This is a genomic window from Streptomyces sp. ALI-76-A, from assembly GCF_030287445.1.
Lineage (GTDB): Bacteria > Actinomycetota > Actinomycetes > Streptomycetales > Streptomycetaceae > Streptomyces.
The window spans coordinates 2,130,516-2,152,218 of record NZ_JASVWB010000002.1; the positions used below are offsets into that span (position 1 = coordinate 2,130,516).

The 21,703-nt window shown below is 72.2% G+C and carries 16 protein-coding genes; 8 read left to right on the forward strand and 8 right to left on the reverse strand.

Annotated elements, in window-relative coordinates:
- Window positions 1-342 precede the first annotated feature (342 nt).
- Window positions 343-2,961: an ABC transporter permease/substrate binding protein gene (locus tag QQS16_RS10570; protein ID WP_286061363.1), complete on the reverse strand. Its 2,619-nt coding sequence runs from the start codon at window positions 2,959-2,961 to the stop codon at window positions 343-345.
- Window positions 2,954-4,042: a quaternary amine ABC transporter ATP-binding protein gene (locus tag QQS16_RS10575; protein ID WP_286061364.1), complete on the reverse strand. Its 1,089-nt coding sequence runs from the start codon at window positions 4,040-4,042 to the stop codon at window positions 2,954-2,956. The genes QQS16_RS10570 and QQS16_RS10575 overlap by 8 nt, the downstream gene beginning before the upstream one ends.
- A 296-nt stretch (window positions 4,043-4,338) precedes the next feature.
- On the opposite strand from QQS16_RS10575, the gene QQS16_RS10580 reads away from it, so the two are divergent.
- The 4 genes from QQS16_RS10580 to QQS16_RS10595 all read left to right on the forward strand — a co-directional run bounded on the left by QQS16_RS10580 (window position 4,339) and on the right by QQS16_RS10595 (window position 9,204).
- Entirely contained in the window at window positions 4,339-5,268 is a 930-nt protein-coding gene (locus QQS16_RS10580) for a 5'-3' exonuclease (RefSeq protein WP_286066283.1), read from the forward strand.
- A gap of 152 nt (window positions 5,269-5,420) precedes the next feature.
- On the forward strand, window positions 5,421-6,266 hold the full coding sequence (locus QQS16_RS10585) for a siderophore-interacting protein (RefSeq protein WP_286061365.1): 846 nt from the start codon (window positions 5,421-5,423) through the stop codon (window positions 6,264-6,266).
- 279 nt (window positions 6,267-6,545) lie between these two features.
- The gene (locus tag QQS16_RS10590; protein ID WP_286061366.1) at window positions 6,546-8,084 is read left to right on the forward strand and encodes an amino acid permease; all 1,539 of its coding nucleotides are present in this window, start codon (window positions 6,546-6,548) and stop codon (window positions 8,082-8,084) included.
- A gap of 169 nt (window positions 8,085-8,253) precedes the next feature.
- The gene (locus tag QQS16_RS10595; protein ID WP_286061367.1) at window positions 8,254-9,204 is read left to right on the forward strand and encodes a pseudouridine synthase; all 951 of its coding nucleotides are present in this window, start codon (window positions 8,254-8,256) and stop codon (window positions 9,202-9,204) included.
- Between the two features lie 69 nt (window positions 9,205-9,273).
- Here QQS16_RS10595 and QQS16_RS10600 read toward each other — a convergent pair whose 3' ends face one another.
- The 6 genes from QQS16_RS10600 to QQS16_RS10625 all read right to left on the reverse strand — a co-directional run bounded on the left by QQS16_RS10600 (window position 9,274) and on the right by QQS16_RS10625 (window position 14,805).
- Complete coding sequence (locus QQS16_RS10600; protein ID WP_286061368.1) at window positions 9,274-10,758, reverse strand: cytochrome P450; 1,485 nt, start codon at window positions 10,756-10,758, stop codon at window positions 9,274-9,276.
- A gap of 73 nt (window positions 10,759-10,831) precedes the next feature.
- On the reverse strand, window positions 10,832-11,452 hold the full coding sequence (locus QQS16_RS10605) for a GTP-binding protein (RefSeq protein ID WP_286061369.1): 621 nt from the start codon (window positions 11,450-11,452) through the stop codon (window positions 10,832-10,834).
- Complete coding sequence (locus QQS16_RS10610) at window positions 11,433-11,849, reverse strand: DUF742 domain-containing protein (RefSeq protein ID WP_286061370.1); 417 nt, start codon at window positions 11,847-11,849, stop codon at window positions 11,433-11,435. Before QQS16_RS10610 ends, QQS16_RS10605 begins: the two co-directional genes overlap by 20 nt.
- Entirely contained in the window at window positions 11,846-12,253 is a 408-nt protein-coding gene (locus QQS16_RS10615) for a roadblock/LC7 domain-containing protein (RefSeq protein WP_266442631.1), read from the reverse strand. The genes QQS16_RS10610 and QQS16_RS10615 overlap by 4 nt, the downstream gene beginning before the upstream one ends.
- Window positions 12,250-13,845: a sensor histidine kinase gene (locus QQS16_RS10620; RefSeq protein ID WP_286061371.1), complete on the reverse strand. Its 1,596-nt coding sequence runs from the start codon at window positions 13,843-13,845 to the stop codon at window positions 12,250-12,252. The genes QQS16_RS10615 and QQS16_RS10620 overlap by 4 nt, the downstream gene beginning before the upstream one ends.
- 324 nt (window positions 13,846-14,169) lie before the next feature.
- Complete coding sequence (locus QQS16_RS10625) at window positions 14,170-14,805, reverse strand: TetR/AcrR family transcriptional regulator (RefSeq protein WP_286061372.1); 636 nt, start codon at window positions 14,803-14,805, stop codon at window positions 14,170-14,172.
- A gap of 158 nt (window positions 14,806-14,963) precedes the next feature.
- Between QQS16_RS10625 and QQS16_RS10630 the strand changes: the two genes are divergently transcribed.
- The 4 genes from QQS16_RS10630 (at window position 14,964) to atzF (ending at window position 21,692) form a co-directional block, all read left to right on the forward strand.
- Window positions 14,964-15,788, forward strand: coding sequence for an urea amidolyase associated protein UAAP1 (locus QQS16_RS10630; protein WP_286061373.1), 825 nt, complete (start codon window positions 14,964-14,966; stop codon window positions 15,786-15,788).
- Window positions 15,785-16,414, forward strand: coding sequence for an urea amidolyase associated protein UAAP2 (locus tag QQS16_RS10635; RefSeq protein WP_286061374.1), 630 nt, complete (start codon window positions 15,785-15,787; stop codon window positions 16,412-16,414). The genes QQS16_RS10630 and QQS16_RS10635 overlap by 4 nt, the downstream gene beginning before the upstream one ends.
- Complete coding sequence (locus tag QQS16_RS10640) at window positions 16,411-19,923, forward strand: 5-oxoprolinase/urea amidolyase family protein (RefSeq protein WP_286061375.1); 3,513 nt, start codon at window positions 16,411-16,413, stop codon at window positions 19,921-19,923. Before QQS16_RS10635 ends, QQS16_RS10640 begins: the two co-directional genes overlap by 4 nt.
- A gap of 116 nt (window positions 19,924-20,039) precedes the next feature.
- Entirely contained in the window at window positions 20,040-21,692 is a 1,653-nt protein-coding gene (atzF, locus tag QQS16_RS10645) for an allophanate hydrolase (protein ID WP_286061376.1), read from the forward strand.
- Window positions 21,693-21,703: the final 11 nt, after the last annotated feature.

A 21,703-nucleotide genomic window follows, 5' to 3' on the forward strand; every position in this document is an offset into this window, starting at 1 on the left:
CGCGGCCGTCACATCGATGCCATGCGGTTTGCGGCCGGACCTCACGGTTCGCGCCAGCGGATCGGCCCCGGATCCGCCGGGCACGGGCGAGGACCGCGGTCGGGGCGCGGGGCGCCGGGTGCGCGTCCCTCGGCTCTTCCCGGAGTACGGCGAAGCTCGGGCGGGGGCGTCGCTGTACGTGGTTGGCCGAATCCTTGTGGTGCGTCCTTGTGGTGCGTCCTTGTGGTGCGTCTCGCGGTGAACTCCTCTCATGGGCCGCGGACATGACCCGGGGGACGGGCCCGCCCCACGCGGTCAGGACGTGTGGGAGGGCCCGCCCCCCGGGCGGTGTCGGCGCCGCGGTTACCGCGGGGTCATCCGGCCGACGACGTCCGGGTGCTCCTTCAGCCAGGCGGCGACCGCCTCCTCCTCGTTGCCCTGTCCCCGCTTGTTGATCTCGGCCTCCAGCGTGCCGAGTTCGTCCTCGCTCATCCGGAAGTTCTTGATCCACTCAGTGAGCCGCGGGTACTGACCGGGGAACTCCTCGTTGGCGATCGTGCGGATCGTGTTGCCCTCGCCGAACAGCTTCTTGCCGTCCTTCAGCTTGGTCAGGTCGTACTGGCTGTACGCCCAGTGCGGCGACCACAGGACGACCGCGACGGGCTGCTTCTTGGCGTAGGCGCGCTTGAGCTCGGCCAGCATCGCCGGCGTGGACCCGTCGACGACCTCGTACTCCTCGTCCAGGCCGTAGCCGGGCAGGACCTTCGTCTTGAGCAGGTTCATCTCGCCGGTGCCCGGCTCGATGCCGATGATCTTCCCGTCGAAGAGGTCGGCCTTGCCCTTGAGGTCCTCGTAGGACTTCACGCCCTTGACGTACGCGGGCACCGCGACCTCCAGCGAGGTCGGTTCGTACCAGGTGCCCAGGTCCGCGAGTTTGTCCTTGCTCTTGTCCCAGTAGTTCTTCTGCGCGTACGGCAGCCAGGCGTCGAAGTTGAGGTCGAGGTCCCCGGAGGCGAGTCCGGTGTAGACCGGGCCGACGTCCATCTGCTTGAGGTTGAGCTTGTAGCCGCGCCGTTCCAGGACGTTCTTCCACAGGTAGGTGATGGCGATGTCCTCGTCCCAGGGGAACCAGGCCACGTCGATCGGCCGCTTCGCCTCGGCGGGGACCGCGCCGGAGCCGCCCGCGACCGGGGCCAGCTTGTCGACGACGCCCGGGTTCTGCTTCAGCCAGGCGCGGACGGCGTCCTGCTGCTTGCCCTTGCCCGCCTTGTTGATCTCGGCTTCCAGGCCGGTGAGCTGCTTCTCGTCCATGGTGAAGTTCTTCAGCCACTCACCGACGACCGGGTTCTCGGCCGCGAAGCCCTTGCGGGCCAGCGTGTGCACCCCGTCGCCCTTGCCCCAGGCGCCCTCGGGATCCTTCAGCTTCTTCAGGTCGTAGTCGCTGTACGCCCAGTGCGGCGACCAGAGCGTGACGACGATCGGCTGCTTCTGGCTGTAGGCGCGCTTGAGCTCGGCCAGCATCGCCGGCGTGGAGCTGTCGACGACCTTGTACTCCTTGTCCAGGCCGTACTCCTTGAGGACCTTGCTCTTGAGCAGGCCCATCATGCCGGCGCCGGCCTCGATTCCGGTGATCTTCCCGCCGAAGGTGCCGGCCTTGCCCTTGAGGTCCGCCAGGGAGTCGACGCCCTTCATGTAGGAGGGCACGCTCAGCTCCAGAGAGGTCTCGCCGTACCAGGCACCGAGGTCCTCGAGCTTGCTTCCGTACTTCTTCCAGTACTGCTCGTGGGTGGTCGGCAGCCAGGCGTCGGTCTGGAAGTCGACGCTGCCCTGGGCGAGGGAGGTGTAGAGGGGGCCGGCCTCGAACTGCTTGGTGTCGACCTGGAAGCCCCGCTCCTCGAGGATCTCCTTCCACAGGTAGGTGGAGGCGACGCCCTCGTCCCAGGGGATGTAGCCGATGCTGATCTTCTTGCCCTGGCCGACGTTCTTGGAGTCGGCGACGGGGGTGGTGCCGTCCTTGGTGCCGCCGAAGATGCCCATGCCGCCCGCGACCAGGGCCAGGATCACGACACCGATGACGGCGACCTGCGGCCGGGGCCGGTAGGACCAGATCCTCAGCCCCTGTCCGGCGCGGGCCTTGGCGGCGGCGCGGCGGCCCAGCGGGGAGACGTGGACGCCCAGGGCGCTGGTCATGCGGTCGAGGTAGATCGCGAGGATCACGATGGCGACGCCGGCCTCGGAGCCGAGGCCCACGTTGAGCTGGCCGATGGCCTCGTTGACGTCGCCGCCGAGGCCGCCGGTGCCGACCATGCCGGCGATGGCCGCCATGGACAGGCCCAGCATGATGACCTGGTTGACGCCGGCCATGACGGTGGGCAGCGCCAGCGGCAGCTGGACGCGCAGCAAGGTGTCGCGGGGCGTGGTGCCGAACGCCTCGGCGGCCTCGACCAGTTCCTTGTCGACCTGGCGGATGCCCAGCTCGGTCATGCGCACACCGGGGGCCAGCGCGAAGATCAGGGTCGCGACGATGCCGGCGGAGGCGCCGGTGCCGAAGAACAGGATCGCCGGGATGAGGTAGATCATCGCGGGCAGCGTCTGCATGAAGTCCAGCACCGGCCGGACCAGTCCGCTGACCCGGTCCGAGCGTGCCGCCCAGATGCCCACCGGCACGGATATCACCAGCGCGATGAGCGTGGCGACGAGGACGAGCGACAGGGTCACCATCGCGTTCTCCCACAGTTCGAGGGAGTCGATGAAGGCGAAGCCCGCGAAGGTGAGGACACCGGCCGGCGTGCCGCGCAGCCAGAACGCGAGCACGGCGAAGATGCCCGCGAGGATCAGGGGTTCGGGCGCCTGGAGGACGGCGTTGATGCCGTCGTAGGTGCCGGTGAAGACGGTCTTGAGGAAGTCGAAGAGCCAGGCCATGTGGCCGAGCAGCCAGTCGACGGCGTCGTTGACCCAGTCGCCGAGCGGAATCCTAGGCACGGGACACCACCTTGTCCTCGCCCTTGTCCCGGGGGGAGTCGCAGGCCACGGGGGTGCCCTGCTCGTCGCCGAGGAACCCGACGAGGCGCTGTCTGCGTACGACGCCTACCGGCGCGCCCTTCGCGTCGAGGACCGTGACGGGGTGCGTCAGGCGGGCGCTGATCGCGCACAGGTCGGCGAACGGGGTGTCCGGCGTCGCGGTCTCGCAGCCGCAGCGGCCCTCGTCACCGCGGACGTCCGTGTCCATCACGGCGGACGCGGTCAGCACGCGGGAGCGGTCGACGTCCTGGATGAAGGAGGCGACGTAGTCGTTCGCGGGGCGGATGAGGATGTCCTCGGCCGTGCCGTTCTGGACGATGCGGCCGTCGCGCATGACGGCGATGCGGTCGCCCAGGCGCATGGCCTCGTTGAGGTCGTGGGTGATGAAGACGATCGTCTTCCTGAGGGTCTTCTGGAGCTGGAGGAGCTGGTCCTGCATGTCGCGGCGGATCAGCGGGTCGAGGGCGCTGAACGACTCGTCCATCAGGAGCAGTTCGGCGTCGGTGGCGAGGGCGCGGGCCAGGCCGACGCGCTGCTGCATGCCACCGGACAGTTCGTCGGGCCAGGACTTCTCCCAGCCGGCCAGCCCGCACAGGGCGAGGGCCTGTGCGGCACGCGCCTCACGCTCGCGTCGGGGCACGCCCTGGACGGACAGTCCGTAGGCGGCGTTCTCCAGGACGCTGCGGTGCGGGAAGAGCGCGAAGTGCTGGAAGACCATGCTGATCTTCCGGGCGCGGACCTGGCGCAGCTCGCGGTCGCCGAGCGCGGTGAGGTTCTCCCCGTCGAAGCTCACGTGGCCCGCGGTCGGCTCCAGAAGACCGTTGAGCATGCGCAGCAGGGTGGACTTGCCGGAGCCGGACAGACCCATCACGACGAAGATCTCGCCGGGCTCCACCGTGAACGAGGCGTCGATCACGGCGGCGGTGGCGCCGTCGGCGCGCAGCTCCTCCCGGTCGGCCCCCTGCCGGAGCCGCTCGACCGCCTCGTCGGGTCGTCGTCCGAACACTTTGTAGAGCCCTGAGGCCTCAAGTCTGGATGACACACGTACCTCTTGTCTCGGCGGGCAGAAGCGGAGGGAGGCCACCCACAGTTGAAGGCGCAACCGGCGTCGCTCCGAAGCGGCCCCTGCCCCGACGCATTCAGGCCAAACGCAGGCGTGGTCCAGTTCACAGGACGTTTACGTTCGTCCGGACGTCCGTCCGGACGTCCGTCCGCACCCCTGGGGAGGCCGTCATCCGCACCCTTCACCGGGGCGGCCGGCACCCCCGTCGACGGGCGTCGGCGACACCTTCGCGGGCGGGTCTCCGCCGGCGCCCGCTGTCCGTGGCGTACGGCATGATGCGTGGCGTGACCGGACGACTGATGCTGCTCGACACCGCCTCGCTCTACTTCCGCGCCTACTTCGGCGTCCCGGATACCGTGAAGGCCCCGGACGGAACACCGGTGAACGCCGTGCGCGGACTCCTGGAGTTCATCGACCGCCTGGTCAGGGACCATCACCCGGACCGTCTGGTGGCGTGCATGGACGCCGACTGGCGCCCCCGGTGGCGGGTCGACCTCATCCCCTCCTACAAGGCGCACCGCGTCGCCGAGGCGCGGGAGACCGGCCCGGACGAGGAGGAGGTGCCGGACACCCTCTCGCCGCAGGTGCCGGTCATCGAGGCGGTCCTGGACGCGGTCGGCATCGCCCGCGTGGGCGTCGCCCGGTACGAGGCGGACGACGTGATCGGTACGTTCACCGCGCGCGCGAAGGGCCCGGTCGACATCGTCACCGGCGACCGCGACCTGTACCAGCTGGTGGACGACGCGCGCGGGGTGCGGGTGCTGTACCCGCTCAAGGGCGTGGGCAGCCTGCAACTGACGGACGAGGCGTGGCTGCGCGAGAAGTACGGCGTGGACGGCGCGGGGTACGCGGATCTGGCGCTGCTGCGCGGCGACCCGAGCGACGGCCTGCCCGGCGTGCCCGGCATCGGCGAGAAGACGGCGGCCAAGCTGCTCGCCGAGTTCGGCGACCTGGCCGGGATCATCGCGGCGGTCGGCGACCCGAAGGCGAAGCTCACCCCGTCGCAGCGCAAGCGGCTGGACGAGGCACGGCCGTATCTGGCGGTGGCGCCGAAGGTGGTCAAGGTCGCGGACGACGTCCCGCTGCCGGACGTCGACACGACGCTGCCGCGCGCCCCGCGCGACCCCGCGGCCGTGGAGGAGCTGGCCGCCCGCTGGGGGCTGGGCGGATCGTTGCAGCGCCTGCTCGCCACCCTCGCGGTGTGACGAATGTCCGTGTGCTGCCGCCACGGAATTCTCGGACACAAGGAGCAAGATTCAGTGCGGAAGGCCGGGGGACCTGTCGTCTCGGAGGGGGCTTTCCACGGGGCGAGATGCTAACTTAGGTAAGCCTAACCATAGGGATCAGGGAGGCCGCCATGGCAGAACGACCGGGACGCAAGCCGCGGAAACCCCACACCGCGCAGGTCATCCGCACCGAACGGCTCACTCCCCACATGCAGCGCGTGGTGCTCGGCGGCGAGGGTCTGGCCGGGTTCACGGCGGACACCTGCACGGATCACTATGTGAAGCTGCTCTTCCCGGCCGGCGGGGCGACCTACCCGGAGCCCTTCGACCTGGAGCGGATCCGCGAGGAGTTCCCGCGCGAGCAGTGGCCGGTGACGCGGACGTACACCGTGCGCGCCTGGGACGCCCCGCACCGCGAACTGACCCTGGACTTCGTGATCCACGGCGACGAGGGCCTGGCCGGCCCCTGGGCGCTGCGCGTCCAGCCGGGCGAGACGGTCCGGTTCCTGGGCCCCGGAGGCGCCTACGCCCCCGACCCGGGCGCCGACTGGCATCTGCTCGCCGGCGACGAGAGCGCGCTGCCCGCCATCGCGCGGTCCCTGGAGTCGCTGCCGGCCGGCGCCCGGGCCCATGCCTTCATCGAGGTCTCGGGACCGGAGGAGGAGCAGAAGATCGACTCCGACGTGGAGGTGGTGTGGCTGCACCGCGGCTCCCGCCCCGTCGGTGAGGCACTGACCGAGGCCGTGCGCGCGCTCACGTTCCCCGAGGGCCGGGTCTGCGCGTTCGTGCACGGCGAGGCGCACTTCGTGAAGGAGCTGCGCGGCCTGCTGCGGGTCGAGCGCGGGGTCGCGCGCGAGGACCTGTCGATCTCCGGTTACTGGCGGCTCGGCCACAACGAGGACGGCTGGCAGGCCTCCAAGCGGGACTGGAACGCACGGATCGAGGCCGAGCAGGAGGGTGCCCCGACGCCCTCCTGACCCGGCGGGCACCAGGCGGCACAGGGCGGGAAAGAGCGGCGGCAGCAGCGGGAGAACACCCACGCCGGTGCCGGGAGTGACGAGGGCATCTCGTCGTCACTCCCGGCATCGGCCTGACGCGTTGTATCGCGACCGGCGGTCCGGCGTGGGAGCGTGAGCACTTGGGCCCGTCCCGGACACGGTGGCGTGACGCCTGCGAAACAGCGCGTCCCTAATTTCTGTCACCCGACAGGAACTACGGTTCCCGCCCTGCTCCCCGCGCCGAAGGCAGGTGTCCCCGTGACGACCACCACGCCCTCCGACCTACGCCCCGATCCGCCGCACTCCTCCGACGACCGCACCCTCGTGGAGTTCGGCTACCGCCAGGAACTGCACCGCAGCCTGGGCCGGTACGCGTCGTTCGCGGCCGGGTTCTCCTTCATCTCCGTCCTGACCACCGTCTTCCAGTTCTTCGCCTTCGGGTACGCGTTCGGCGGCCCGGTCTTCTTCTGGACCTGGCCCGCCGTCCTGGCCGGGCAGCTCCTGGTGGCCGCCTGCTTCGCCGAGCTGGCCGCCCGCTACCCGATCTCCGGCGCCATCTACCAGTGGTCGTCGCGTCTTTCGAACCTCACCTTCGGCTGGTTCGCCGGCTGGATCATGGTGATCGGGCAGATCGTGGTGGTCGCGGCGGCGGCCCTGGCCCTGCAACTGGTGCTGCCGGCGATCTGGTCCGGCTTCCAGCTGGTCGGCACCGACTCGGCGGTCACCTCGGCGGACGGCGCCGCCAACGCGGCCGTCCTCGGCGTGATCCTGCTGGTCCTGACCACGCTGGTGAACATCCTGGACAACCGCGTGATGTCCGTGATCAACCGCGTCGGCGTCACCGCCGAGATCATCGGCGCCGTCCTGATCGTCGTCCTGCTGCTGACCCACTCCGAGCGCACCCCCGGCATCACCTTCGAGACGGGAGGCGCCGCCGGCTCCGGTCTGGTCGGCGCGCTGCTGGTCGGCTCGTTCGCGGCGGCCTACGTCATGATCGGCTTCGACAGCGCCGGCGAGATGAGCGAGGAGACCCACCAGCCGCGGCGCACCGCTCCCCGCACCATCCTCATCGCGCTCGGTTCGGCGGGCCTGCTCGCCATGCTGATCGTCCTCGGCGGTCTGCTCGCCGCGCCCAGCCTCACCGACGGGAACCTGGCGGTCGACGGACTGAGCTACGTCCTCACCAGCAGCCTGGGCGACGGCGTCGGCCGGGTCCTGCTGGCCGACGTGGTGGTGGCGATCGCCGTCGCGACCCTCGCGATCCAGACGGCGGCCTGCCGGATGCTGTTCTCCATGGCCCGCGACGGGCAGCTGCCGTTCTCCGCACGCCTTGCCCGTGTCAACGCGCGCACCGGCATGCCGAGCGCCCCGGCCCTGGTGGTCGGTGTCCTCGCGGCGGCCCTGCTGCTGCTCAACTTCGCCTCCCCGGACGCGTTCCTGGCCATCGGCACGACCTGCATCGTGATGCTGTACCTGGCGTACGCGATGGTCACCGGCCCGCTGCTGGTGCGCCGGCTGCGCGGCCGGTTCTCCGTCGAGGGCACCGACGAGACGGGCGCCCGGCTGTTCTCCCTCGGCCGCTGGGGCATCCCGGTCAACGCCCTCGCCCTCCTGTACGGCCTGTTCATGACCGTCAACCTGGCCTGGCCACGGGCCGCGGTGTACGACCCGGCGGGCGGGCACTGGTACTTCCAGTGGTTCTCCGTGCTGTTCCTCACCGCGACCGTCGCGCTCGGCGCCGGCTACCGGCTGTACAAGGCCCGGACCGGGGTCATGGCCGAGGCCGTGCCGGTGTGAGCGGCGCCTCAGGCCCCCTGCTGCTTCTCCGCGGCGTCGCGACGCCCGGCACGCACTCTCGCCGCACCGGACAAAAGTCCTGGTAGCTCCTCCCCCACGCTCGGCTTCGCTCGCGCGGGGGGACTCGTCGAGGACCTTCGCCCGGCACAGGGCCCTAGGCTGGCGGGTGATGAGACGCAGGACCCGGATCCCGCCCGCTCCCCTGCCGCAGCGCGAGGGGGTGGATCCGGTGCGGGTACGGCTGCCCGCCGAGGGGCGCTGGGCCACCGTGCGCGAGCACCTGGTGGAGCGGCTCGCGGCGGGCGCCGCCGTGGTCGAGGGGATGTTCGACGCGGGGCTGGTCGTCGGGGCGGACGGCCGGGCGGTGGCGCCGGACGCGGCCTATGTGCCCGGGATGTTCGTGTGGTTCCACCGGGAGCCGCGCCCGGAGGTGCCGGTGCCGTTCCCGGTCGCCGTGGTGTACCGCGACGAGCACATCGTCGTCGCCGACAAGCCGCACTTCCTGGCCACCACCCCGCGCGGCAGCCATGTCACCGAGACCGCGCTGGCCCGGCTGCGCCGGGAGCTGGGCATCCCGGCGCTGGGCGCCGCGCACCGGCTGGACCGGCTCACCGCCGGGCTGGTGCTGTTCACCGTACGGCCCGAGGAGCGGGGCGCCTATCAGTCGCTGTTCCGCGACCGGCTGGTACGCAAGGAGTACGAGGCGGTCGCCCGGTACGACCCGGCGCTCGCGCTGCCCCGGACCGTGCGCAGCCGGATCGTGAAGGAGCGCGGGGTGCTCGCCGCCTACGAGGTCGAGGGCGAGCCGAACGCGGTCAGCCGGATCGAGCCGGCCGAGCACGACGGGCGAGGACGCGGCCTGTACCGCCTCGTGCCCGCCACCGGGCAGACCCATCAGCTGCGGGTGCACATGAACACGCTCGGCGTGCCGATCCTCGGCGACCCGCTCTACCCGGTGGTGACCGACGCCGTGCCGGCCGGCGACTTCCGGCGCCCGCTCCAACTGCTGGCGAGAAGCCTGGAGTTCACCGATCCGGTCACGGGGGTGGAGCACCGGTTCCGGAGCGGTCGGGTGCTGGAGGCGTGGGTCTCGTACGACGACTGGGCGGCCGGCGGGTGACACCGGCGCCGGCGCCGATCGGGCCGTAACGGGCCGCCGGGCGCCGGTCCGCCCGTACCGTCCGCCCGGTCAGCGGCCGCGCCACCAGCGCAGGAGCCAGCGCCAGGTGCCCCGTCGGCGGGCCGGTCCGGGCGTCGGAGCGGGGGGCTGCGGCGGGGTGACAACCGGCTGGGGTGCCGTCCGCGCCACGGGCGCCTGCTCCGGTCGGCGGGTGCCGATCCGCCAGGCCTCACGCGGCGGCGGGAGCTGCGTGTGCCCCGGCTTGAGCTTCACGTCCTGCGGCGGCTTCGGCGCGAACCGCACCGGCAGTTCCACCAGGTGGCGTGAGGACATCGACTCCGTCCAGGTCAACTCGTCCTCGTCGCATTCGAGTTCGACGTCCGGCAGCCGCATCAGCAGGGCGTCCACACCGGTGTCGGCGATGGCCCGTCCGATGTCCTGACCGGGGCACTCGTGCGGCCCGCCGCCGAACGCGAGGTGCGAGCGGTTGCCCTGCATGTTGGCGGACAGGTCGGGACGGACCCGGGGGTCGATGTTGCCCGGCGCGATGCCGAAGAGCAGACCGTCGCCCCGGCGGATGCGCTGGCCGCCCAACTCCGTGTCCTGCTTGGCGAAGTAGGCGAAGATCGTGCTGAACGGCGGTTCGTTCCACAGGGACTGCTCGACCGCCTCCGGCACCGTCATCTGTCCGCCGCTGAGCTGGGCGCGGAAACGCGGGTCGGTGAGCACCATCCGCAGCACGTTGGCGGTGAGGTTGGCGGTGGCCTCGTACGCGGCGATCAGCACCAGCCGCAGGTGTTCGCGGACCTCGTCGTCGGTGAGCCGCGCGGGGTGGGTGATGAGGTAGCTGGTGAAGTCCTCCTCGGGCTGGGCGCGACGGCGCGCGGTGAGCCGGCCGAGGGCGTCCATGATGTACGCGTTGCTGGCGATCGCGGTCTCGGTCCCCCGGAGCATGTCGCGGGCGGCCTGCACGATCCGGTCGTTGTACTCGTCGGGCATGCCGAGGATCTCGCACATCACGGCCATCGGCAGGTGCTCGGCGAACTGGCTGACCAGGTCGGCGGTGCCCTCCTCGCAGAACCGGTTGACCAGGCGCTGCGTGGAGCGGTTGATGTGCCGACGGATGCCCCGGGGGTCGATGGTCGAGATGGCGCCGTTGACCGCGCCGCGCAGCCTGAGGTGTTCGTCGCCCTCGACGTGCGAGGCGATGGGCTGCCAGGCGATGTGCGGCATGAGCGGGTGGTCGGGCTTGACCATGCCGTCCAGGAGCGGGGTCCAGAGACGGCTGTCCCGGCAGAACTGCGAGGGTGTACGCACCATGTGCAGGTTCTCGGCGTGGCCGAGCACCAGCCACATCGGCACGTCGTCGTGGAGCAGCACGGGCGCCACCGGGCCGTGTTCGTCCCGCAGTTGCTCGTACAGGGAGCTGAGGTCCTCCGCCTCCGGGCCGTAGAGCCGGCGCAACCCGCCGGGGCCGCGGCCGTGGGCGGGGCAGCCGGGCGGCGGCGCGAGACCGGGGTCCGTGCCGGTCGGGGAGTGGGATTCAGGCGTCACAGTGATCGCTCCGAAGTGGATCCGGTGTGCGTGTCGGTGGGTGTCTGTCGGGTCGGCGGGGCGGCCACGGCGGTCACCTCAGCGCGCCCGACATCGCGAGGGAATGCAGGAACCGCATGAGGGTCATCAGGGTGTCCCGGCTGGAGGCGCGGCGGCGGGCGTCGCACTCGACGATGGGGATCTCCTCGCTGAGGTCGAGTGCCGAGCGCAGTTCCTCGATGGGGTAACGGGGCCCGTCCGGGAAGGTGTTGACGGCGACCACGTACGGCACGCCCTTCTCCTCCAGCCGGTCCATGACGTCGAAACTGACCTCCAGCCGGCGGGTGTCGACCAGTACGACCGCCCCCAGCGCCCCCTCGAACAGGCCGTTCCACAGGAACCAGAAGCGTTCCTGGCCGGGGGTGCCGAAGAGGTACAGCACCAGCTGGTCGGTGATGCTGATCCGGCCGAAGTCCATCGCCACGGTGGTGGCCGTCTTGGTCTCGGAGCCGTAGTTGTCGTCGACCCCGACGCCGGCCTGCGTCATGGTCTCCTCGGTGGTCAGCGGTTTGATCTCGCTGACCGAGCCGACCATGGTGGTCTTGCCGACCCCGAAGCCGCCCACGATGACGATCTTCACCGCCGCCTGGGCGGTGTGCGGGAGGTGGTCCTCGGTTCGTGGACCCGTGATGGTGTCAGAGCTTTTGAAGTCCATGCATCACCGCTTCGAGGAGGGAACGGTCGGCCAGCGCCTTGCGGATGATGGGGGCGCGCGCCGTCACCAGTTCGGCCGCCAGCAACTCGGTGACCAGCACGGTCACCACGCTGTACGGCAGGCTCAGATAGGCCGACAGCTCGGCCACGGACAGGGGGGCCGTGCACAGCCGGAGCAGCGCCGCCTGCTCGGGCGTGGCGGAGGGCGGGGGATCGGCCTCCGCCACGATTAACGTGACCAGGTCGAGGTCGGAGCGCTCGCCGCCGTCCGACCCGGTGATCACGTACAGCCGCTCGGGGTTCCCCTTGGGTCCCTCGGGCGGCTGCCGTTCCTCGGGCGGGGGCGTCGGGTCGGGTTGCCGCGTGGGGTGTCGCCGCCGGCGTTGCGGAGGAGTCATACGGTCTGCCCGTTGCGCCTGGGCGGGCTCGTGAGGTGCGCGCCGATCCGCACGACCAGGTCGCTCATGCGGGCGCTCATGAAGCCGGGCTCGGCGCGCACGTCGGAGAGCACCGCGAGATAGGCGTTGGCGCCCGCGGCCATCAGGTAGAAGTAGCCGCCGTTGATCTCGATGAGGACCATCTTCATCTCCCCGTCGCTGCCCGGGATCTCCTGCGCGACGGCGGTCGCCAGGCTCTGCAGGCCGGCGCAGGCCGCGGCGACGCGGTCGGCGGTGTCCGGGTCGCCGCCGTGGCGGGCGATGCGCAGGCCGTCGGCGGAGAGCACCACGATCATCTGGATGCCCGGTACGCCTTTGGCGAGGTCCGTGAGCATCCAGTCGAAGTTGCCTCGCTGCTGGATCACTTGAGGTTCCCCTCGTCGTCGGCCTCGGCGTGGGCCGGTTCGTCGGTCGGCTGGGTCGGTGTGGTGGGGCTGGGGCGCTTGAGACCGTCGAAGAACGCCTGGACCCACAGGCCCGGCGGGGGTTCGGGCGCCTTGGGCTCGGGCTCCGGCTCGGGGTCCCGCTGGACGGTCGACCAGACGGTCGGCCGGCCCTCCCGCTCCGCCTGCTCGATGGCGGCCTGCTCGGCGTACCGCTGCGAGAGGGAGGCCCTGATCTGGCGGCGGCGCTGCGGCAGCCCGTTGGCGGTCCACTCGGTGACCTCGCGGACGTCGTCCTCCACCGGGACCGGGGTGATGAACTTGGGGCTGGTGGGGCGGCGCTTCTTGACCGTGCGCTTGGGCCCGGGCAGGGCGCCGAGTTCGGGCTGGGGCACGGCGGTGGCGCCGATGCCGTGGGCGAGTCCGACGCCGGGCTCGGTGGTGAGCATGTCGCTCGGCACGACGAGGATGGCGCGGACCCCGCCGTACGCGGAGGCGCGCAGCGAGACCTGCATGTCGTACGCCCGGCAGAGCCGGCCGACGACGGCGAGGCCGAGGCGCGGCGCCTCGCCGAGGTCCTGGAGGTCGCCGCCCGACATGGCGCGCTCCAGCATGCCCTCGGCCCGCAGCCGGGCCTCCTCGCTGAGGCTGACGCCGGCGTCCTCGATCTCGATGCAGACACCGGTCTGCACCTCGGTGGCGGTGACGTGCACCTTGGTCTGCGGGGGCGAGTAGCGGGTGGCGTTGTCGAGGAGTTCGGCCGCCGCGTGGATGACGGGTTCGACGGCGGTGCCCTTGACGTTGACCTTGGCGATCGAGGACAGGTCGATGCGCCCGTACTCCAGGATCCGGGACATCGCGCCGCGCAGCACGCTGTACAGCGCGACAGGTTCGGGCCACTGGCGGCCGGGGCGGCCGCCGCCGAGGACGGAGATGGAGTCGGCGAGCCGGCCGATCAGCGCGGTGCCGTGGTCGATGCGCAGCAGGTCGTCGAAGACCTCGGGGTTGCGGCCGTGGTCCTCCTCCATCTCCCGGAGTTCACTGGCCTGCTGGTGCACGATCGCCTGCACGCGGCGGGCGATGTTGACGAAGGACCGCTGGGTGCCGTCGCGCAGCACCTCCTCGTCGTCGACGATCTTGAGCATCGTCTTGATCAACGACAGCTGGGCCTCGGGGAGATCGCGCCACGCGGGGTCGATGTCGCCGAGGTCGCGCATCACCTCTCTGGGGGAATTGCCGGCCCGCAGCCGGTCCAGCGCGGCCGGGACGATCACCTTCGCGAGGTTGATCATCTCCTCGTCGTGGGCGGCGATCCGCCGTTCCAGATACGCGGTGTGACGCTCGTGCTCCGCGCGCAGGTCACGCAGGGTCCGGCCGCGGCGGACCGCTTCGGCCGCCGTCGCGATCACCAGGAGCGTCGCGACGGCACCGCACCAGCCGACGGCCGACCGGGCCGGTTCCGTCACCACGGCGACGGCGGCCCCGGTCACCGCGGCCATCGCTATGGCGGGCAGCAACAGCACGCGCGAGTACGGGAGTTCACGGCGACCGGGAGGAGATTGAACACTCACCATGTGGGCCCTCGGAAAGAGATCGGCTGGGTGTCGGGGGTGTTTGTGGGGGGAAACGTCATGGGTATGTCGGGATCTTCTGCGTGTTTGGGAACAAGCGCACGAATACCCCTCAACTCGGTGCGCTGCGGGCGAGCTTAGTCCGACCGGGTCATCGCTGTGTCATATTCAGCAAGCGCCTGAAACCGGACGCGCGGGGAGAGTACGCTCGTCTCCATTTGCACGCTGAGCCCTCACTCGAACACAGCGCGTCACGGCGTACAGGCGTGCGAGCGCCACTCACCGTGACGAGCGGAGCGCCCGCGAAAGGGTGGCGGGAGGGAGCTTTCAGGCCCCGGCGATGCGTAGCGCGGCGTCCGCCGTCGCCTCGGCGAAGGCGGACACGGGCCGCTCCGGGTCCGAGCGGTGCACGAGGATGACGCTCTCGATCAGCCCGAACACCAGGTCCGTACGCAGCTCGAGCGCGCTCTTGGCGAGCGCGCCGCCGGCCGCCGTGGCGGCGATCAACTGCCGGTAGGCGTCCTTGAGTTCGGCGCGCACGGCGTGGAAGCCGGCGAACCGCTCGGCGCGCACTTCGGGCAGCAGGTAGAGCCCGCCGAGGTTGTGCGGTCCGCCGCACAGCACCTCCACGTCCGCCCGGCACAGCTCCCACAGCCGGTCCTCGGCCGGGGCGGTGTCGTCGGCCAGGAGTTCCCGGGCGTACGCGAGGGAAGGCGTGACCGTGGACTCCAGGAGCCGGGCGAGCAGCTCCTCCTTGCCGGAGACGTAGTGGTACATGGACGCCTGGCGCATGCCGGCGCGCTCGGCGACGGCCCGGGTGGAGGTGGCCGCGTAGCCGAGGGTGGTGAACAACTCCGCGGCGGCCGCGAGGAGTTCCTCACGCGGCTCCAGTCCGCTGTCCGGCCGCTGCGCGGCTCGCGGCCTGCCGACCCGTCGGCCCGGGCGTGCGCCTGCTGTCCCCATGCCGTCGATCCTCGCACACCACCGGCCCCGGTGATCTTCGTGAGGGTCCGGTAACCGAGCGGCAACGCGGGGGCAATGCCGGCGACCCGCCGCCCGCCTAATTTCTGTCACGCGACAGAAATAGACCGGAGCCCGAGACCAGAGCCGGAGGTCCCGCGATGGCGACACAGACCACTTACGGAGCCCGCGCCCACGCACGCGCCCAGGAGGGCGCCCGCGCCGAGGCCATGCCCGTCGTCCCGGCGCGGGACTGGCCGGCCCCGCCCTGCGAGGCGGGCCACCTGGTGTGGGCCGAGACGGTGGCGGGCGGCAACTACACGCACCGGGTCCTGGCCCGCGGCACCGAGCTGCGCCTGACCGACCCGCGCGGCGAAGCCTGCGCCCACCTGCTCCTGTACGCGGCCGACCGGCCCTGGGAGCGGCTGAACGTCGCCGACACGGTGAAGGTCCAGTGGAACGCCTACCTCGGCGAGGGGCAGCTGCTGCTGTCCGACCAGGGCCGGGTCCTCGCCTCGGTCGTCGCCGACACCTCCGGCCGGCACGACGCGCTGTGCGGCACCTCGACGCTCGTCCGCAACACCGAGCGCTACGGCGACGGCACCCCGCAGGGCCCCTCCCCCGCCGGCCGCGAGCTGTTCAAACTGGCGGCCGCCAAGAACGGCCTGGAACCCCGGGACCTGCCGCCCTCGCTCTCCTTCTTCCAGGGTGTGGAGGTGGGCGAGGACGGCGTCCTCGGCTTCACCGGCTCGGCCGGCCCCGGCGGCAGCGTGACCCTGCGCGCCGAGCAGGACGTCACCGTCCTCGTCGCGAACGTGCCGCACCCGGCCGACCCGCGCCCCGAGTACGTCAGCACCCCGCTGGAGGTGCTCGCCTGGCGCGCCGAGGCGACCGGCCCGGGCGACCCCCGGTGGGACGCCACCCCCGAAGGCCGCCGCGCCTTCCTCAACACCGCCGAATTCCTCGCCGCGAGGGGGCTCGCATGAGCACGCACACCCGCCCGAGCACGCGCACGGCGGTCGTCCCCGCACGCGCCGCCTGGTCCTGCGTCGTCCGCGCCGGCGAGACGCTCACCATCACCGACCTGCACGGCAACCAGGCCGTCGACTTCCTCGTGTACGACGCCCACGACACCTCCATCCGCTACAGCGCGCCCGACACGATCCACGCGCAGGGCGGCATCTTCCTGACCACGGGCAGTGTGCTCATGTCCAACGAACACACCCCGCTGATGAGCGTGGCCGCCGACGAGGTCGGCCGGCACGACACGGTCGGCGGCGCCTGCTCCAAGGAGTCGAACACCCTGCGGTACGGCCACCACACCTGGTCGCAGCACGCGTGCGTGGACAACTTCCTCGCCGAGGGCGCCAAGTACGGCCTCGGCAAGCGCGACCTCGTCTCCAACATCAACTGGTACATGAACGTGCCGGTCGAGAAGGACGGCACCCTCGGCATCGTCGACGGCCTCTCCGCCCCGGGCCTGAAGCTCACCCTGCTCGCCGAACGCGACGTACTCGTCCTGGTCTCCAACTGCCCGCAGATCAACAACCCGTGCAACGGCTTCGAGCCGACGGCGGTGGAGATGACGATCACCGAGGCGGGCACCGCATGAGCTTCGACACCCTCCTGGTCGCCAACCGGGGCGAGATAGCGGTCCGGATCATCCGCACCGCCCGCGAACTCGGCCTGCGCACGGTCGCCGTGCACTCCGACCCGGACCGCTCCGCGCCCCATGTCCGGCTCGCCGACGAGGCGGTGCGGCTGGGCCCGGCGCCCGCGAAGGAGTCGTACCTCGACGCCGAGCTGGTGCTGAAGGCGGCCAAGGACACCGGCGCGGGCGCGATCCACCCCGGCTACGGCTTCCTGTCCGAGGACGCGTCCTTCGCCCGCCGCTGCGAGGACGCCGGAATCGTGTTCGTGGGTCCCACGCCCGGCCAGTTGGAGCTGTTCGGCGCCAAGCACACGGCCCGGGCGGCGGCCGAGGCGGCCGGGGTGCCGCTGGCCCCGGGGACGGGTCTGCTGGCCTCGCTCGACGAGGCACTCGCCCAGGCCGCCGGGATCGGCTATCCGGTGATGCTCAAGGCGACCGGCGGCGGCGGCGGCATCGGCATGTCGGCCTGCCACTCCGCCGACGCGCTGGCCGACGCCTGGGAGCGCGTGCAGCGCGTCGCCGCCGCCTCCTTCTCCTCCGCCGGCGTCTTCCTGGAGCGGCTGGTCGAGCACGCCCGCCATGTCGAGGTGCAGGTCTTCGGCGACGGCGCGGGCCGGGTGGTCACCTTCGGCGACCGCGACTGCTCCCTCCAGCGCCGCAACCAGAAGGTCGTCGAGGAGGCACCGGCACCGGGACTTCCGGCGCCCGTACGCGCACGACTCGCCGCCGCCGCCCGCGATCTGTGCGCCTCGGTCGGTTACCGCTCCGCCGGAACCGTCGAGTTCGTCTACGACGCCGCCCGCGAGGAGGCGTACTTCCTGGAGGTCAACACCCGCCTCCAGGTGGAGCACCCGGTCACCGAGGAGATCCACGGCGTCGACCTGGTCGCCTGGATGCTGCGCCTGGCGCGCGGCGAGCGGGACGTCGTGCGCGAGCCCGGCGCGCCGCGCGGCCACGCCGTCGAGGCCCGCCTCTACGCCGAGGACCCGTCCCGCGAGCACCGGCCGAGCGCGGGCCTGCTGACCCGGGTCGAGTTCCCGCCGGGCGTCCGCGTCGACGGCTGGGTGGAGACCGGCACCGAGGTGACGACGTCGTACGACCCCCTGCTCGCGAAGGTCGTCGCGTACGGCTCCGACCGGGCGCACGCCCTGCGGCGGCTGGACGAGGCGCTGGCCCGCACCCGCGTCGACGGCATCGAGACCAACCTGGGCCTGGTCCGGGCGGCACTCGCGGACCACGCCTTCCGCGGGGCCACGCACTCCACGGCGACCCTGGCCGGGGTGAGCGACCCGACCCCCCGCGTCGAGGTCGTCTCCGGCGGCACGCTCACCACCGTGCAGGACTGGCCGGGCCGCACCGGCCACTGGCAGGTCGGCGTACCCCCGTGCGGCCCGATGGACGACCTGTCCTTCCGGCTCGGCAACCGGGCGCTCGGCAACCAGGAGGGCGCGCCGGGCCTCGAGTGCACCCTCCAGGGCCCGTCGCTGAGGTTCACGCACCCGACGACGGTGTGCGTGACGGGCGCCCCGGCCCCGGTCACCGTGGACGGCACCCCGGTCGCCCAGTGGGAGCCGGTGACGGTCCCGGCGGGGGCGGTCCTGGAGGTCGGCGCGCCCCGCGCACACGGCCTGCGCACCTACGTCCTGCTCGCCGGCGGTCTCGACGTGCCCGCGTTCCTCGGCAGCGCGAGCACCTTCACCCTGGGCCGCTTCGGCGGACACGGCGGCCGGGCGCTGCGCACCGGCGACGTCCTGCACGGCGGAACGGTGGCCGAGGGGCGGCCGGTGCCGCCGCAGGACCGCCCGGACTTCACCGCCGTATGGCACGTCAAGGCCGTCGAAGGCCCGCACGCAGCCCCGGAGTTCTTCACCGAGGACGACATCCGCGACTTCTACGCCGCCGACTGGAAGGTCCACTTCAACTCGGCGCGCACCGGTGTCCGCCTGGTCGGCCCGAAGCCGCGCTGGGCCCGCACCGACGGCGGCGAGGCGGGCCTGCACCCGTCCAACATCCACGACACCCCGTACTCCGTCGGCGCCGTCGACTACACAGGCGACATGCCGGTGCTGCTCGGCCCGGACGGCCCGTCGCTCGGCGGGTTCGTCTGCCCGGCGACCGTGCTCAGCGCCGAGCGGTGGAAGCTGGGCCAGCTGCGCCCCGGCGACACCGTGCGCTTCGCGCCGGTCCGGATCGACGGCTCGCCCCGCGAGGCCATCGTCGACGGCGGCATCCTCGCCCGGGACGGCGACGTGACGTTCCGGCGCAGCGGCGACGACAACCTGCTGGTCGAGTTCGGCCCCATGCAGCTCGACCTGGCGCTGCGCCTGCGCGTCCACGCGCTGATGGAGGCGGTGACCGAGGAGGGTCCGGAGGGGATCACGGACCTCACGCCGGGCATCCGCTCGCTCCAGATCCGGACCGACCCGCGCCGCCTCGCCCAGCCCGAACTCCTCGCCGCCGTACGGGTGATCGCCGCGTCCCTGCCGCCGAGCGACCAGTTGGTGGTGCCCTCCCGCACGGTCCACCTCCCGCTGTCCTGGGACGACCCGGCGACCCGGGAGGCGATCGACCGGTACATGGCGGGCGTGCGCGACGACGCGCCCTGGTGCCCGTGGAACATCGAGTTCATCCGCCGCGTCAACGGGCTGCCGTCGGTGGACGACGTGTACCGCACGGTCTTCGACGCCGAATACCTCGTCCTGGGCCTCGGCGACGTGTACCTGGGCGCCCCCGTGGCCACGCCCCTCGACCCCCGCCACCGCCTGGTGACGACGAAGTACAACCCGGCCCGCACGTGGACGGCGGAGAACTCCGTCGGCATCGGCGGGGCGTACCTGTGCGTGTACGGCATGGAGGGTCCCGGCGGCTACCAGTTCGTGGGCCGGACGACCCAGGTGTGGTCGGGCTGGCAGCAGCGCGGCGCGTTCGAGCCGGGCTCGCCCTGGCTGCTGCGCTTCTTCGACCGGATCAGGTGGTACCCGGTGGACGCCGACGAACTCCTCGACCTGCGCGCCGACATCACGTCCGGCCGCTTCGTGCCCCGCATCGAGGAGGGCACCTTCTCACTGGCCGAGTACCAGGCCTTCCTGGCCGAGAACGCCGAGTCCATCGCGGAGTTCGGGAACCGGCAGCGCACGGCGTTCGGCGCGGAGCGGGACGCGTGGGAGGCGGCGGGCGAGTTCACCCGGGCACAGGCTGCCGACGCGCCGGCCGCGCCCGCCGCGGAGGTGACCGTCCCGGCGGGCGGACGCCTCGTCGAGGCCGAGTTCGCCGCGTCCGTCTGGCAGCTGAACGTCGAGCCCGGCGACACGGTGACGGCCGGCCAGCCGCTGCTCGCCCTGGAGGCGATGAAAATGGAGTCCCGGGTGCACGCACCGGTGGACGGCGTGGTGGACAGGATCCTCGCCAGGCCCGGGGACCAGGTGGAGGCGGGCACGGCCCTGCTCGTCCTCGCCCCGGCGCCGGCCTGACCGCTCCCGTACCCGCTCCCCCGGCTCCCGCCCGCCCACCGGGAGCTGCCGACCCGACAGCCTCCGTCGCCGCACGGGCGACTCCGGCCCGCGAACCGAAAGTCGAGGATCACCGCATGTCCAGCACACTCTCCCGGGTCCGCGCCGCCTACGCCCGGATCGAGACCGTGGACCGCCCCGAGATCTGGATCGGCCTGCGCCCGCGGGCGGACGTCGAGGCGGAGGCCCGGGCGATCGACGACCGGCTGTCCCGGGGCGAACGGCTTCCGCTCGCCGGACGCCTGTGCGCCGTCAAGGGCAACATCGACGTGGCCGGCCTGCCCACCACCGCCGGCTGCCCCTCGTACGCCTACCAGCCACGGGTAGACGCGCCGGCCGTCGCCCGCCTCCGCGCGGCGGGCGCGCTCGTGCTGGGCACCACCAATCTGGACCAGTTCGCGACGGGCCTGGTCGGCACCCGCTCCCCGCACGGCGCCGTACGGGGCGCGCACGACCCGGCCAGGATCAGCGGCGGCTCCAGCTCCGGCTCGGCCGTCGCCGTGGCCCTCGGCATCGTCGACCTCGCGCTGGGCACCGACACCGCGGGCTCGGGCCGGGTGCCGGCCGCCTTCAACGGCATCGTGGGCCTCAAGCCCACCCGGGGCCTGGTCCCGACGGCGGGCGTGGTCCCCGCCTGCGCCTCGCTGGACTGCGTGACCGTCTTCGCCCGGACGCTTCCCGAGGCCGAGCAGGCCCTGGCGTACCTGGCGTCCCCGGCCGGCCGCGACCTGCCGCCGCTGCCCCGGCGCGCGCCGGGCCCGTGGCGGATCGCGGTCGCGGCGACGGATCAGCTCGGCGAGCTGGACGAGGGCTGGGCACAGGCCTACGAGGCCGCGGTGGACCGGCTGGTCGCCTCCGGCGCCTCGGTGCGCACCCTCGACCTCACGCCGTTCACCGAGGCGGCCGCGATGCTCTACGAGGGCGCCTTCGTCGCCGAGCGCTACACCGCCGTGGGGAGCTTTGTCGACAAGGCGATCAGCGAAGGGGACGCGTCCCTCGATCCCACGGTCGCCGGCATCATCACCCGCGCCCGGGACATCCCGGCCCACCGGCTGTTCGCCGACATCGAGCGGCTGGCCGTCCTGCGCGCCCGCGCCGACACCGAACTCGCCGACGCGGACGCGCTGCTGCTGCCCACCGCCCCCGGCCATCCCACACTCGCCGAGGTGGCCGCCGACCCGCTGGGGGCCAACGCGCGCCTGGGCCGCTTCACCAACTCCACGAACCTCTTCGACCAGGCGGCCGTCGCCGTCCCGGCGGGCGAGGCGAACGGCCTCCCGTTCGGCGTGATGCTCATCGGTCCGGCCTTCACGGACGAGCGGCTGGCAAGGATCGCCGCACTGCTGGAGCCGGAGACGCGCCTGTCGGTGGTGGGCGCGCACCTGTCCGGCCAGCCCCTCAACCCCCAGCTGCTGTCCCTGGGCGCCCGCCTCGACCGGACGACCACCACGGCGCCGGTCTACCGCCTGCACGCCCTGCGCACCGACCCGCCCAAGCCGGGCCTGGTCCACGTGGGCGAGGGCGGGAGCCCGATCGAGACGGAGGTGTGGCGCCTTCCGGCCGAGGGTCTGGGCCGCCTGCTGAGCGTGCTCCCCCGCCCGATGACACTCGGCAGCGTGGAACTGGCCGACGGCAGCCGGGTGCCCGGGTTCCTGTGCGAGCCGGGCGCCCTGGAAGGCGCGCCCGACATCACCGAGTACGGGGGCTGGCGCACGTACCTGAACCGCTGACCCCCGCCGAG

Excerpts from the sequence above, each read along its gene's own strand:
- QQS16_RS10605 (WP_286061369.1), bottom strand. The coding sequence starts at position 11,452 with ATGGACTTCAAAAGCTCTGACACCATCACGGGTCCACGAACCGAGGAC.
- QQS16_RS10640 (WP_286061375.1), top strand. The coding sequence starts at position 16,411 with ATGAGCTTCGACACCCTCCTGGTCGCCAACCGGGGCGAGATAGCGGTC.
- QQS16_RS10625 (WP_286061372.1), bottom strand. The coding sequence starts at position 14,805 with ATGGGGACAGCAGGCGCACGCCCGGGCCGACGGGTCGGCAGGCCGCGA.
- atzF (WP_286061376.1), top strand. The coding sequence starts at position 20,040 with ATGTCCAGCACACTCTCCCGGGTCCGCGCCGCCTACGCCCGGATCGAG.
- QQS16_RS10630 (WP_286061373.1), top strand. The coding sequence starts at position 14,964 with ATGGCGACACAGACCACTTACGGAGCCCGCGCCCACGCACGCGCCCAG.
- QQS16_RS10595 (WP_286061367.1), top strand. The coding sequence starts at position 8,254 with ATGAGACGCAGGACCCGGATCCCGCCCGCTCCCCTGCCGCAGCGCGAG.
- QQS16_RS10585 (WP_286061365.1), top strand. The coding sequence starts at position 5,421 with ATGGCAGAACGACCGGGACGCAAGCCGCGGAAACCCCACACCGCGCAG.
- QQS16_RS10580 (WP_286066283.1), top strand. The coding sequence starts at position 4,339 with ATGCGTGGCGTGACCGGACGACTGATGCTGCTCGACACCGCCTCGCTC.
- QQS16_RS10635 (WP_286061374.1), top strand. The coding sequence starts at position 15,785 with ATGAGCACGCACACCCGCCCGAGCACGCGCACGGCGGTCGTCCCCGCA.
- QQS16_RS10620 (WP_286061371.1), bottom strand. The coding sequence starts at position 13,845 with ATGGTGAGTGTTCAATCTCCTCCCGGTCGCCGTGAACTCCCGTACTCG.
- QQS16_RS10610 (WP_286061370.1), bottom strand. The coding sequence starts at position 11,849 with ATGACTCCTCCGCAACGCCGGCGGCGACACCCCACGCGGCAACCCGAC.